Here is a 13,837-nt window from a genome sequence, read left to right as displayed (position 1 = left end):
TCGGGGTTGTCGGTCGTACGGACTAGAGTCGCCTCCGTGACAGCTACGACGCCGCGCCTGCTCCTCGTCGACGGACACTCCCTGGCATACCGGGCCTTCTTCGCCCTGCCGGTGGAAAACTTCTCCACCACGACGGGTCAGCCGACCAACGCGGTCTACGGCTTCACCTCGATGCTGATCAACGTGCTCCGCGACGAGCAGCCCACCCACATCGTCGTCGCCTTCGACGTCTCCCGCCGCTCCTTCCGCACCGAGAAGTACGCCGAGTACAAGGCCGGCCGCAGCGAGACCCCGACCGACTTCAAGGGCCAGGTCAGCCTGGTCAAGGAGGTGCTGGCGGCGCTGCGCATCCCGGTGGTGGAGAAGGAGGGCTACGAGGCCGACGACGTCATCGCCACGCTCGCCTGCCAGGCCCGCGACCAGGGCATGTCGGTGCTGATCACCACCGGCGACCGCGACGCGTTCCAGCTCGTCGGCGACAGCATCACCGTGCTCTACCCGCGCAAGGGCGTCTCCGACCTGGCCCGGATGGACCCGGCCGCGGTCGAGGCGAAGTACGGCGTGCCCCCGGAGCGCTACCGCGACCTGGCCGCGCTGGTCGGCGAGACCAGCGACAACCTGCCCGGCGTCCCCGGTGTCGGCCCGAAGACGGCGGCGAAGTGGATCACCGCGTACGGCGGGGTGGAGGGCGTCGTCGCCCGGGCCGACGAGATCAAGGGCAAGGCCGGCGACAGCCTGCGCGAGCGGCTCGCCGACGTGATCCGCAACTACGAGATCAACTGCCTGGTCTCCGACCTGGAGCTGCCGCTGCGCCCGGAGGACGCCCGCTGGGCCGGCTGGGACCGCGAGGCGGTGCACCAGGTCTTCGACACCCTGGAGTTCCGGATCCTGCGCGACCGGCTCTACCAGTACCTCGAGGCGGTGGAGCCGGAGGCCGAGGCCGGGTTCGACCTGGCCGGCGAGGTGCTCACCGAGCCGGGCGCGCTGACCCGGTGGCTGGGCGCGCACGCGCCGGCCGGCACCCCGGTCGGCGTGGCGGTCACCCTCGACACCGGCCCCAACCGGCGGCACACAGCCACGGTGACCGCCCTGGCGCTGGCCACCGCCGCCGGGGCGGCGGCCTGGGTCGACCCGGCCCGGCTGGACGCCGGCGACGAGGCGGCGCTCGCCGGCTGGCTGGCCGACGCCGAGCGGCCCAAGGTGCTGCACGACAGCAAGCCGGCAGTGCTCGCGTTCGCGGCGCACGGCTGGTCGCTGGAGGGCATCGTCCGCGACACCCAGATCGCGGCCTACCTGGCCCGCCCCGACCAGCGCTCCTACGACCTGACCGACCTGGCGCTGCGCTACCTGCACCGCGAGCTGCGGGTCGACGCGCCCGACGACGGTCAGCTCACCCTCGACGGGCTGGGCAACGAGGGCGAGGTCGAGCAGAACCTGATGCTCCAGGCCCGGGCCACCCTCGACCTGGCCGACGCGATCGACGCCGAGCTGTCCCGCGACGGCGAGCAGTCGGCCCGGCTGATGGCCGGGGTCGAGCTGCCGCTGATGCGGGTGCTGGCCGGCATGGAGCGCACCGGCATCGCCGCCGACACGCACTACCTGTCGGAGCTGGAGGCGCACTTCGCGGCCGAGGTGAAGGCCGCCGCGCAGGGCGCGTACGCGGCGGTCGGGCGGGAGTTCAACCTGGGCTCGCCCAAGCAGCTGCAGGAGATCCTCTTCGGTGAGCTGGGGCTGCCCAAGACCAAGAAGATCAAGACGGGCTACACCACCGACGCCGACGCCCTGCAGTGGCTCTACGCGCAGAACCCGCACCCGGTGCTGGCGCACCTGCTGCGCCACCGCGACGTGGCCAAGCTGAAGTCCACGGTTGACGGGCTGCTCAAGTCGGTCTCCGACGACGGCCGGATCCACACCACCTTCAACCAGACGGTGGCGGCCACCGGCCGGCTCTCCTCGACCGAGCCCAACCTGCAGAACATCCCGATCCGCACTGAGGAGGGGCGGCGGATCCGGCGCGCCTTCGTGGTGGGCGAGGGCTACGAGTGCCTGCTCACCGCCGACTACAGCCAGATCGAGATGCGGATCATGGCGCACCTGTCGTCGGACGACGCGCTGATCGAGGCGTTCAACTCCGGGGCCGACTTCCACGCCGCCACCGCGTCGTCGGTGTTCGGGGTGCCGGTCGCCGAGGTCACGGCCGACCAGCGGCGCAAGATCAAGGCGATGAACTACGGCCTGGCGTACGGGCTGAGCGCGTTCGGCCTCTCCCAGCAGCTCGGGATCAGCACCGAGGAGGCGCGCGGGCTGATGGAGAACTACTTCGCCGGTTTCGGCGGGGTACGCGACTACCTGCACGAGGTGGTGGCCCGGGCCCGCCACGACGGCTACACCTCCACCATCCTGGGCCGCCGGCGCTACCTGCCCGACCTGGTCAGCGACAACCGGCAGCGCCGCGAGATCGCCGAGCGGATGGCGCTCAACGCCCCGATCCAGGGCTCCGCGGCCGACATCATCAAGGTCGCCATGCTGCACGTGGAGACCGCGCTGCGCGAGGCCGGGCTGCGCTCGCGGATGCTGCTGCAGGTGCACGACGAACTGGTCTTCGAGGTCGCCCCCGGCGAGCGGGAGGCGCTGGAGACACTCGTGCGGCGCGAGATGGGCGGGGCCTACCCGCTGTCGGTGCCGCTGGAGGTGTCGGTCGGCGAGGGCCGCGACTGGAACAGCGCCGACCACTGACCCGCCGCGTCCGCCGGGCACCCGCCCGGCGGACGGTCAGCGGCCCGGTCCCCGGCGCGCCTCCGGCGGTTTGCCGCGCCGTTCCAGGGCCTGCCGGGACCGGCCGCCGGGCGCCGGCAGCGGGGCCTTGAGAGGGTCGTGGCCCCAGTTCATCAGCGAGTACCGCCAGCGGGTCCGCCGTACGTCGCCGCTGGGCCGCTGCGCCATGTGCCGCCGGACGTACCCGACCACCTTGCGCATGTGCCGGTAGTCGGTCTCGGAGAGCTCACCGCGCTTGCGGCGCAGCAGGTCGATGATCCGGCGGCCCGACTCGTGCCCCACCGACTCGCCGCCCTTGCTGCCCTTGCGCCACCCGACGTGCCTGGACTCGTCGGTCTCCAGCCACGACTTCAGCTCGCCGGGCTTCATGTTCACCGCCTCGGTGAACTCCCGGTACGTCTGCTGCGGGTCCTCACTTCGGCTCACGGCGCAGCACCTCCGGTCGGTGGGCGACGTCCCGGCCCGAGTCGTCGTTGCGGATCCGGTACTGCGGGTGCTCCGGGGACGCGTTGACGGCGTGCCCGCGCACGTGCGTCCGGTCGATGAGTTTCTCCTTCACCACGCCGTACGCCCGGCCGCTGTGACTGGCCCAGGAGACGTGGTCGCCCTCGCGGAATTCCCTCTTCTCGGCCATACGCCCTGGCTACCCGGCGCCGGTGGGCGGAAACGGCGGCTACCGGCGCGCGGGCTTCTCGGCCACGAAGATCGCGGTGCCCGGGAAGAGCCGGCCGCGCAGCGGGCTCCACTGCCCCCAGATCCCCTCGTGCCCCTCCGGCCACTCCGGTTCCACCAGGTCGACCAGGCGGAACCCGGCGCCGACCAGCTCGCGGATCCGATCGCCGAGGGTGCGGTGCTGCTCGACGTAGGTGGCCGTGCCGGTCTCGTCCTGCTCCACGTAGGGGGAGCGGTCGAAGTACGAGTGCACGGCGGTCAGCCCGCCCTCGCCCGGGTCGTCCAGGAAGATCCACCGCATCGGGTGGGTGACCGAGAACACCCAGCGGCCGCCGGGGCGCAACACCCGGAACACCTCGCGCATCACCGCCGCCGAGTCGGTCACGAACGGGATCGCGCCGAACGCCGTGCAGGCGGTGTCGAACGCCTCGGCGCCGAAGGGCAGCGCCAGCGCGTCGGCCTGCACCAGCGGCACCCGTACGCCGGTGCGGGCGGCGGCGCGCGCGGCGTGGCGCAACATGCCGGCGGAGAGGTCCAGGGCGACCGGCCGGGCACCCTGGCTGGCCAGCCAGCGGGCCGCCGCGGCCGCCCCGCAGCCCAGCTCCAGCACCCGCCGTCCGGCCAGCTCGCCCAGCAGCCCGACGTCGGCCTCGCGCACCCCTTCCGGGCACCAGACGAAGTCGACGTCGCCGAGGAAGCCGCCGTGCTCGGCCTGGTAGTCGTCGGCGTCGGCGTCCCACCAGCGGCGGTTGGCCCGGCGCGCCTCGGCGTCGCCGACCCGGCGGCGGGTCACCCGGCTGTCGTCGTCGTCCACCCGCTCACGCTAGGCCCCGGCGTCAGCCCACCGACGCTCGGGCTCGGGCGCACCGGGGGTGCCGGTGGCCGGACGGTCCGGGCGGGCGGTCCGGGCGGGCGAGGGGCCGGGTCCGGGTGGCCGAGCCCGGCTCCGCCCCGAGGTGGATGGGGCGGCTGTGACGCACGAGACAGTCGAGGTGCTTTCCGGGCGATTTCTCGGCTTTCGCAGGTCACCAGGCGGCGAGGAGACGGGAGGGCTTGCACGCTGTGGTAATGCGCACGGTAGGCTAGACGATGCGCTCGCGGATCGTGTGCCTCGGCAGGGAGCAGGTGCGCGGTCTCCGGAGCCACATCATGATCTCACTTGGCGATCGTTCGGTGTGCCCGGCGACGGATCCGCTGGCGCGAACAGGTCACCGCGACGCAAGCCTGCGATGACACATCATCCGACCGGAGCAACCGCCCACATGACGAGCAGCATCGAGGCCCCCTCGAGCGCCAACAAGGTCACCGTCGACGACCTCGGCTCCGAGGAAGCTTTCCTCGCCGCGATCGACGAGACCATCAAGTACTTCAACGACGGCGACATTGTCGAAGGCACCGTCGTCAAGGTCGATCGGGACGAGGTCCTGCTCGACATCGGCTACAAGACCGAGGGCGTCATCCCCTCTCGGGAGCTGTCGATCAAGCACGACGTGGACCCGGCCGAGGTGGTTTCGGTCGGCGACCACATCGAGGCCCTTGTCCTCCAGAAGGAGGACAAGGAGGGGCGTCTGATCCTCTCGAAGAAGCGCGCGCAGTACGAGCGGGCGTGGGGCACCATCGAGAAGATCAAGGACGAGGACGGTGTCGTCCGCGGCTCGGTCATCGAGGTGGTCAAGGGTGGCCTCATCCTCGACATCGGGCTGCGCGGCTTCCTGCCCGCCTCCCTGGTCGAGATGCGGCGCGTGCGTGACCTGCAGCCGTACGTCGGCCGCGAGCTCGAGGCCAAGATCATCGAGCTGGACAAGAACCGCAACAACGTGGTCCTGTCCCGCCGGGCCTGGCTGGAGCAGACGCAGTCCGAGGTGCGCACCGAGTTCCTCAACAAGCTGCAGAAGGGCCAGGTCCGCAAGGGCGTCGTGTCCTCGATCGTCAACTTCGGCGCGTTCGTCGACCTCGGCGGCGTGGACGGTCTGGTGCACGTCTCCGAGCTCTCCTGGAAGCACATCGACCACCCGTCCGAGGTCGTCGAGGTGGGCCAGGAGGTCGAGGTCGAGGTCCTGGACGTCGACCTGGACCGCGAGCGGGTCTCGCTGTCGCTGAAGGCGACCCAGGAGGACCCGTGGCGGCAGTTCGCCCGCACCCACGCGATCCAGCAGATCGTGCCGGGTAAGGTCACCAAGCTGGTGCCGTTCGGCGCCTTCGTCCGGGTGGACGACGGCATCGAGGGCCTGGTCCACATCTCCGAGCTGGCCGAGCGCCACGTGGAGATCCCGGAGCAGGTCGTCCAGGTCGGCTCCGAGGTCATGGTCAAGGTCATCGACATCGACCTGGAGCGCCGCCGGATCTCGCTGTCGCTCAAGCAGGCCAACGAGGGCTTCGTCGAGGGCGAGGAGCACTTCGACCCGACCCTCTACGGCATGGCCGCGACCTACGACGCCGAGGGCAACTACATCTACCCGGAGGGCTTCGACCCGGAGACCGGGGAGTGGCTCGAGGGGTACGAGAAGCAGCGCGAGACCTGGGAGCAGCAGTACGCCGAGGCGCGTCAGCGCTGGGAGGCCCACACCAAGCAGGTGCAGACCTCCCGGGCCGCCGACGCCGAGGCCGCTGCCAACCCGGCTCCGGCGGTCAGCGGTGGCGGCGCCACCTCGACCACCCCGGCCCCGAGCCGGCAGGCCGAGGAGCCGGCCGGCACCCTGGCCACCGACGAGGCGCTCGCCGCACTGCGGGAGAAGCTCGCCGGCGGCAAGTGACCCGCTGAACGACGAAGGGCCCCGTCCCCGCGATCCGTGAGATCGCCGGGGGCGGGGCCCTCGCCGTTTCCCGCCCGACCCTTAATCCCGTAACCCCGCCGGCCTCGCCCGGCCTGCCAGCCTCCGCTCCCGCCGCCCTTGCCGTTTCTGCCGGGCACGCCGTCGCCGTCCTGGCCCGTCGTTCTCGCCGGGCCGCCGGCGTCCCCGGGTGGTCCGCCGCCTCGCCTGGCCGGCCACTGTCACCCCCGTGCCGGGTTCCGCCTGCGTGATCGTGCCCGATCCTGGATGTAGTGGCCTCGGAGCGTCCTGGAGGCCACTACATCCAGGATGTTGCGCGACCTCGGGAGAGCGCGCCGGTCGGAGCCAGGGTGGTGGGCGGACCCGGGGGCGACGGGCAGGGCGCGGCCGGGGGGCGGGGCGGGGAAGGGGCGGTGGGTGCCCTGACTTGGCGGCCTGATCGTGATCAGGTTGACTGGTGCCGTGCTGAGGGTGGGACTGACCGGAGGAATCGGCTCCGGCAAGAGCGCCGTGGCGGCCCGGCTGGCCGAGCGCGGCGCGGTGGTGATCGACTCGGACCGGATCGCCCGGGAGGTGGTCGCCCCGGGGACCGAGGGGCTGGCCGAGATCGTCGCCGCCTTCTCCGAGCGGGTGCTCGACGCCGACGGGGCGCTGGACCGGGCGGCCCTCGGCGCGGTGGTCTTCGCCGACGAGGCGGCCCGCCGCCGGCTGGAGGCGATCACCCACCCCCGGGTCCGGGCGCGTTCCGCCGAACTGGCCGCCGCGGCGGGATCCGACGCGATAGTGGTCAACGACGTACCGCTGCTGGTGGAGGTGGGGTTGGCGCCCACGTACCACCTGGTGGTCGTGGTGGAGACGGCCGTGTCGGTGCGGTTGGAGCGGCTGGCCCGCGACCGGGGGATGGACCGGGCGGAGGCCCAGCGGCGGATCGCCGCGCAGGCCGACGACGACCGCCGCCGGGCCGTGGCGGACGTGCTGCTGAGCAACGACGGCAGCCTGGCCGACCTGCACGCGGCCGTCGACGCGCTCTGGTACGACCGGCTGCTGCCCTTCGCGGCGAACCTGCGCGACCGGCGGGTGGTCCGGCCGGCGCGGGTCGAGCTGTCCGAGGCGGACCCCACCTGGCCGCGCCAGTACGCCCGGCTGGCCGCCCGGATCCGGCACGCGCTCGCCCCGGCCGAGCCGCGGATCGACCACATCGGGTCCACCGCCGTGCCGGGACTCGCCGCCAAGGACGTGATCGACATCCAACTCGCCGTGCCGACCCTCGCCGACGCGGACGGGGCGTTCGCCGAGCGGCTGGCCGAGGCGGGCTTCCCGCGGGTGCCCGGCGAGTGGTGGGACAACCCGCGTCCGCCCGGCAGCGGCCGGTGGCCCAAGCGGCTGCACGGTAGCGCCGACCCGGCCCGCCCGGTCTACCTGCACATCCGCGAGGTGGACTCGCCCGGCTGGCGGTACGCCCTGCTGATGCGCGACCACCTGCGCGCCGACCCGGACCAGCGGGCGGCGTACCTGCAGGTGAAGCGCGACCTGGCGGCCGCCGCGCCGGACAGCGCCACCTACAGCACCGCGAAGGACCCCTGGTTCGACGAGGAGCACCTGCGGGCCGAGGCCTGGGCCCAGCAGACCGGGTGGCGGCCCTGACGGCACCTCCCCGGTCCGCCCCGCAACGCACCCCGACCACGGCGCACCCCCGACGGCACCCGCGCCGGCCTGACCGGGTGCGGTCGCTCGCCGGCGCCCGTCCGGGGCAGCGGCACGTGGGTGCTCAGCGGTCGGCGGCGCGGGTGCGGCCCGGGGCGGGGGCGGTCCACCCGGGCACCGGGGCGGGCGTCAGGTCGAGCTGGGCCCAGGCGCCGGGCCGGGTCCGCAGTTCCAGCCGGCGCAGCAGCCCGGACCGGTCGATCCAGTAGCGCAGCAGGGTCCGGGAGGTGCGTACCTCGATCACGTCCACGGTCCGGCCGTCCAGGCTGTCGCCCCGCACCCGTACCGCGTCGCCGCGCTGGCCGGTCGGGGCACCGGCCCGCAGCGCCGCGTCGACCAGCAGGTCGAGGTCGTCGGCCCGGGCCGGGCCGGCGCGCCAGCCGCCGGTCGGCGACGGCAGCGGCGGCCGGCCGGGTTTCTCGGCGGGGCCGGGCACCGCGGTGGCCGGCAGGTCCGCCCGGGCGGTGCCGGCGGGGCCGTGGTGCAGCAGCGTCCGGCGGTCCGGCCGGTTCAGGTCGGCGACCGTCAGGTACGCGCTGCGCCGGGCCCAGCTCAGCCAGCCGATGCCGCGCAGGTTCGTGTCGGCGCCCACGGGCGCGGTCAGGGTGACGGTGGCGCCGCCCCGGTCGCGCAGCCGGCCCGCGAGGCGGTCCAGCCGATCCTGTTCGGCGGCGGTGAGTGCCCGGGGCAGACCCGGCCGTCCGCCCAGCGCGTCGACCGGGCGCAGGGTGGGCCGGTTGGTCCGGTTCAGTTGCACCGTCACCGGGCCGACGCCGCTCAGCCGGGTCTTCAACCGGTGCAGTCGGGCGGACTGGTCGAGCCAGTAGCGCGGGTGCTCGGCGGTGGTGACCCCACTGGGCGCCGGAGCCTGGAGGATGTCCACCGGTTCCGCTCCCACAATGTCCCGCCCCACCCAGCGTGCGGCGTCGGGGCCGGCCGGTTCGGGTCGGTCGGCGGCGAGGCGGAAGAGCAGGTCGAGCAGGCGGGCGAGGCCGTGCCCGGCGGGCAGGTCGTGCAGCCGCCAGCGGTCCGCCGGGGGTACCAGTGGCGGCGGGGCGGGCGTCGGCACGGCGGTGGGGTCGGGACGCAGCAGCACCACCGTCGGAGTGGCCTGGAGCAGGCCCCGCTCGGCGCCGGCGCCCGGCCCGCCCACGTCCAGGTAGACCAGCGGGCGGGACCAGTCCACCCAGCCGATCAGCTCGGTGCGGGCCGCCCCCTCGCCGGTCGTCACGTGCAGCCCGGACCGCAGGTCCCGGTAGTTGGTGACCCGCATGGCGGCGAGCCGCTCGTGCTCCGCCGCGGTGAGCGTCCGCGGTTGCTCCGGCGGGTCGGGGGCCCAGCTCAGCAGCCCGACGACCAGCGCGGCGGCGGAGACCGTGGCGACCACGGCGAGCGCCAGCAGGGCGGTCCGGCGGCGCCGGACGAGACCCCGGCGCAGGCCGCCCGGGCCGCGCCGGACCCGGTCCGGCCCGCCGTCCAGCACCCGGCGGATCGCCTCCTGGTCCCGGTTCAACAGCCGCCGGGCGGCACCGGGTGTCACGGCGTCGGGCGGCGCGGCGGGAGTGGCGGCCGGGGCGCGACGGCGGCGCGCCGCGCCCCGGCCCGCGGCCCGGGCGGGCCCGGTGCGGCCGGTCACGGGGTCAGGATCCGGACGGGCGGTGCCCGAGGTCACCGCCGCGGCGCGCCCGGTGCGGGTGGGCGCCGGGTCGCGGTGGCGGCGGGCCGCCCACCGGCGCAGCGGCGCCGTCCAGCGACCGGCCGGCTCCGGCGGTACGGGGTCGTCGGGGCCTTGGCCGCCGGACGGATCCCGGGCATCGGGCCTGCCGTCGGCCTCGCGGCTGCCACCTGCCGGTCGTGAGGTCTCCACAGGTAGTTGAACGGGCCGGAGCGGGCCGGGGTGACGAGCCGGCCGGGCCGGCGATCCCGCGCCGGGCTGTGCCGCCGGTCAGGGCTGGGAGGCGGCGGCGACCGGCGGGTCGGGGTGACGGGCAGGGGCGCTCGCGGCGGCCGGTCTGCGCGTCACGCGCGACCACTCGGGTGCGCACGCCGGGAGTGCCGGGTGCTGCGACCCCTGTGCCGGCGGCGGGCCGGCTGATGATGCCTGGCCGCCTGCCCGGTCGGCCGCCGCGAGCGGCCTACACGAAGAGCCTAGCCGGGTGAGATGGGCCACACAATGGGAATATCGAAGCCGATCAGGGACCGACCGTAGTCGCGGCGGAGTGTCGGACCCCCGGCGTACCGTTGGGGTCATGGCGCTCGACATTCCCCGACTCGACGGCCGGTTCCAGGTCGTCAGCGAGTTCCAGCCCGCCGGCGACCAGCCGGCCGCGATCGACGAGTTGGAGCGTCGGGTTCGCGGCGGCGACCGCGCCACGGTGCTGCTCGGCGCGACCGGCACCGGCAAGAGCGCCACCACCGCGTGGCTGATCGAGCGGTTGCAGCGGCCGACGCTGGTGCTCGCGCCCAACAAGACGCTCTGCGCGCAGCTGGCCAAGGAGTTCAGCGAGCTGCTGCCGCACAACGCTGTCGAATACTTCGTCTCCTACTACGACTACTACCAGCCCGAGGCCTACATCCCGCAGACCGACACCTACATCGAGAAGGACTCCTCGATCAACGAGGAGGTGGAGCGGCTGCGGCACTCGGCGACCATGTCGCTGCTCACCCGGCGCGACGTGATCGTGGTGGCCACCGTCTCGGCGATCTACGGCCTGGGCACCCCGGAGGAGTACCTCGACCGCGCGGTGCGGGTCGCCGTCGGCCAGGAGCTCGACCGCGACCAGTTGCTGCGCCGCCTGGTCGACATCCAGTACACCCGCAACGACATGGCCTTCAACCGGGGCACGTTCCGGGTCCGCGGCGACACGCTGGAGATCATCCCGGCGTACGAAGAGCTCGCCGTCCGGATCGAGCTCTTCGGCGACGAGGTGGAGAAGCTCTACTACCTCAACCCGCTCACCGGCGACGTGGTCCGCGAAGTCGACCACCTGCTGATCTTCCCCGCCACGCACTACGCTGCCGGGCCGGAGCGGATGGAGCGGGCGATCCGCGACATCGAGACCGAGCTGGGCGAGCGGCTGGCCGAGCTGGAGCGGCAGGGCAAGCTGCTGGAGGCGCAGCGGCTGCGCATGCGCACCACCTACGACATCGAGATGATGCGGCAGGTCGGCTTCTGCTCCGGCATCGAGAACTACTCAATGCACATCGACGGGCGGCTGCCCGGCAGCCCGCCGCACTGCCTGCTCGACTACTTCCCCGACGACTTCCTCACCGTGGTCGACGAGTCGCACGTGACCATCCCGCAGATCGGCGGCATGTACGAGGGCGACGCGTCCCGCAAGCGGATGCTCATCGACCACGGCTTCCGGCTGCCCAGCGCGGCCGACAACCGGCCGCTGCGGTTCGACGAGTTCCTGGAGCGGGTCGGCCAGATGGTCTTCCTCTCCGCCACCCCGGGCCCGTGGGAGCTGGAGCAGTCCCAGGGCGAGTTCGTGGAGCAGGTGATCCGCCCGACCGGCCTGATCGACCCGGAGGTCGTCGTCAAGCCGACCAAGGGCCAGATCGACGATCTCATGCACGAGATCAAGCTGCGTACCGAGCGGGACGAGCGGGTGCTGGTCACCACGCTGACCAAGAAGATGGCCGAGGACCTGTCCGACTACCTGCTGGAGAACGGCATCCGGGTGCGCTACCTGCACTCGGAGGTGGACACGCTGCGCCGGGTCGAGCTGCTGCGCGAGCTGCGCAAGGGCGACTACGACGTGCTGGTCGGCATCAACCTGCTGCGGGAGGGTCTCGACCTGCCCGAGGTGTCGCTGGTGGCGATCCTCGACGCCGACAAGGAAGGCTTCCTGCGCAGCGGCCGGTCGCTGATCCAGACCATCGGTCGGGCGGCCCGGAACGTCTCCGGCCAGGTGCACATGTACGCCGACAAGATCACGCCGTCGATGGCGGACGCGATCGAGGAGACCAACCGGCGGCGGGCCAAGCAGATCGCGCACAACGAGGCGCACGGGATCAGCCCGGAGCCGCTGCGCAAGAAGATCCACGACATCCTCGACGACATCTACCGCGAGGCCGAGGACACCGAGCAGAACACCCGGGTCGGCGGCGCGGTGCGGCAGCTCTCCCGGGGCAAGGCGCCGGTCAAGGAGACCCGCAGCCGTGGCCGGGCCGGCGCCGCCGCCCCGGCGCGCGAGGGCATGGCCCGGGCCGAGCTGGCCCAGCTCATCCAGGAGCTGAACGACCAGATGCTGGCCGCCGCGCGGGAGTTGCAGTTCGAGCTGGCCGCCCGGATCCGCGACGAGGTGGCAGACCTGAAGAAGGAACTGCGGGGAATGGACGCCGCCGGCGTGAAGTGACGCCCGGGCGGTCGCCGGGACGGACGGGCGGTCGGGGATGGACGCGGTCGCGACAGCGGTCGACGAAGTCGTCCTCGGCGTGCCCGACGCCCGGCTGCGGCCCTTCGTCGACCGCTACATCGGCTATCGCGAGCGGGCGGATCTGCCCCTGGTCCGCCGGGAGGTGGCCGGTGCCTTCGTGGTGGTCATCCTCGGCTGGGGCGCTCCGCTGGACGTGGTCGATCCGCGGGACCCCGCCCGGGGCGCGCACCGGGTCGACTCCTTCGTCGCCGGCACGTTCGACGGCCCCTGCACCACCCGGCTGGTCGGCGTCGGCGAGGGGGTGGAGCTGCTGCTGGCCCCGCTGGCCGCCCGCCGGATCCTCGGCCTGCCGCTGGCCGAGCTGACCAACCGGGCGGTGGGGGTGGCGGCACTGCCGGGTGGCTGGCTCGACCGGCTCCGCGTCCGGCTGGCCACCGCCGCCGACTGGCCGGCCCGGTTCGCGCTGCTCGACGCCGCGGTGACCGCCCGGCTGGCGGCGACCGAGCCGGTCGACGCGCGGCTGACCTGGGCGTGGCAACGGCTCGCCGGCAGCGGTGGCCGGGTCGCCGTCGGCGCCCTCGCCAGCGAGCTGGGCTGGAGCCGCCGGCACCTGGCCGCCCGGTTCCGGGACGAGATCGGGCTGCCGCCGAAGACCACCGCCCGGCTGCTCCGGTTCCAGCGCGCCTACGCGACGCTGGCCGCCGGCCCGGCCCTCGGCGTCGACCCGGCGCCGGCCGGTACGAACGGCCAGGCCGGTCCGAACGGCCAGGCCGGTCCGAACGGCCAGGCCGGTCCGAACGGCCAGGCCGGTCCGGGCGGCGAGAGCGGCTCGGTCGGCCAGGGTGGCACCGGTGGCCCGGGCGGGTGGTCCGGTCCGCCGGCGGGCGGCTGGGCCGAGGTCGCCGCCCGGTGCGGGTACTACGACCAGTCCCACCTGATCCGCGACTTCCGCGAGTTCGCCGGCGGCACCCCGACCGCGCTCGGGTCACATCCGTCCAATCCCGGGTGACCGGGCCGGCGGCAGACTCGGGGCATGCGAACCATCTATCCGATCTTCCGCTACCCGGACGCCGGGGCGGCCATCGACTGGCTCTGCACCGCCTTCGGCTTCACCGTGCACGCGCGGTACGACGCGCCCGACGGTTCGGTGGCGCACGCCGAACTCACCCTGGACACCGGCATGGTGATGGTGGGCGAGCGGCCCGACCCGCGGCCCCGGCCGGGCGACGAGGACTGGTCGGTCTACGTGGCGGTCGCCGACGTCGACGCGCACTGCGCCCGGGCCCGGTCGGCCGGCGCCGAGATCGTCCGGGAGCCGTTCGACACCGACTACGGCTCCCGCGACTACACCGCCCGTGACCTGGCCGGCAACGTCTGGTCCTTCGGCACGTACCGGCCCTGACCCGGCGGTGGCCGGCCCGGGTCGGGCCGCCCGAGGGCGCCCGGCGGCGGCGAGGCCCGGGGCGGGGTCGGGGTGAGCGGTGAGGGCGGCTGCGATTGCGGTGAGCGAGCACGGTATTGCGCTGGGTGATC

At 73.8% G+C, this 13,837-nt stretch carries 10 protein-coding genes; 6 read left to right on the top strand and 4 right to left on the bottom strand.

The window, feature by feature from the left end:
* The first annotated feature begins 36 nt into the window (after positions 1-36).
* Positions 37-2,736: a DNA polymerase I gene (gene polA / locus SM577_RS00550; protein WP_302921705.1), complete on the top strand. Its 2,700-nt coding sequence runs from the start codon at positions 37-39 to the stop codon at positions 2,734-2,736.
* A 36-nt stretch (positions 2,737-2,772) separates the two neighbouring features.
* On the opposite strand, the gene SM577_RS00545 is transcribed toward polA, so the two are convergent.
* The 3 genes from SM577_RS00545 to SM577_RS00535 are packed head-to-tail and all read right to left on the bottom strand — an operon-like array spanning position 2,773 to position 4,261.
* Positions 2,773-3,201: a DUF3140 domain-containing protein gene (locus SM577_RS00545; RefSeq protein ID WP_474586045.1), complete on the bottom strand. Its 429-nt coding sequence runs from the start codon at positions 3,199-3,201 to the stop codon at positions 2,773-2,775.
* On the bottom strand, positions 3,188-3,409 hold the full coding sequence (locus SM577_RS00540; protein ID WP_302921708.1) for a hypervirulence associated TUDOR domain-containing protein: 222 nt from the start codon (positions 3,407-3,409) through the stop codon (positions 3,188-3,190). Before SM577_RS00540 ends, SM577_RS00545 begins: the two co-directional genes overlap by 14 nt.
* Positions 3,410-3,448: 39 nt before the next feature.
* On the bottom strand, positions 3,449-4,261 hold the full coding sequence (locus SM577_RS00535) for a class I SAM-dependent methyltransferase (RefSeq protein ID WP_302921709.1): 813 nt from the start codon (positions 4,259-4,261) through the stop codon (positions 3,449-3,451).
* 448 nt (positions 4,262-4,709) lie between these two features.
* Here SM577_RS00535 and rpsA point away from each other — a divergent pair, with 448 nt between their 5' ends.
* Both rpsA and coaE read left to right on the top strand, forming a co-directional pair.
* Positions 4,710-6,200, top strand: a complete 1,491-nt coding sequence (gene rpsA, locus SM577_RS00530) for a 30S ribosomal protein S1 (RefSeq protein ID WP_302921710.1) — start codon at positions 4,710-4,712, stop codon at positions 6,198-6,200.
* Between the two features lie 480 nt (positions 6,201-6,680).
* On the top strand, positions 6,681-7,862 hold the full coding sequence (gene coaE / locus SM577_RS00525; RefSeq protein ID WP_474586044.1) for a dephospho-CoA kinase: 1,182 nt from the start codon (positions 6,681-6,683) through the stop codon (positions 7,860-7,862).
* A gap of 124 nt (positions 7,863-7,986) precedes the next feature.
* Here coaE and SM577_RS00520 read toward each other — a convergent pair whose 3' ends face one another.
* A complete protein-coding gene (locus tag SM577_RS00520; RefSeq protein ID WP_474586043.1) occupies positions 7,987-9,558 on the bottom strand; it encodes a hypothetical protein in 1,572 nt (523 codons plus the stop codon).
* A gap of 613 nt (positions 9,559-10,171) precedes the next feature.
* Between SM577_RS00520 and uvrB the strand changes: the two genes are divergently transcribed.
* Genes uvrB through SM577_RS00505 form a run of 3 tightly spaced genes read left to right on the top strand, consistent with a single transcriptional unit; the run spans position 10,172 to position 13,706 of the window.
* On the top strand, positions 10,172-12,283 hold the full coding sequence (uvrB, locus tag SM577_RS00515) for an excinuclease ABC subunit UvrB (protein WP_302921713.1): 2,112 nt from the start codon (positions 10,172-10,174) through the stop codon (positions 12,281-12,283).
* A 37-nt stretch (positions 12,284-12,320) separates the two neighbouring features.
* Positions 12,321-13,313: a helix-turn-helix domain-containing protein gene (locus SM577_RS00510; protein ID WP_474586042.1), complete on the top strand. Its 993-nt coding sequence runs from the start codon at positions 12,321-12,323 to the stop codon at positions 13,311-13,313.
* Positions 13,314-13,337: 24 nt separating this feature from the next.
* Positions 13,338-13,706, top strand: coding sequence for a VOC family protein (locus tag SM577_RS00505; protein ID WP_302921715.1), 369 nt, complete (start codon positions 13,338-13,340; stop codon positions 13,704-13,706).
* Positions 13,707-13,837: the final 131 nt, after the last annotated feature.

This window comes from Micromonospora desertarenae (genome assembly GCF_056150265.1).
The sequence above is the reverse complement of the archived record's forward strand: the minus strand, read 5'-3'. Positions and strand labels throughout refer to the sequence as shown.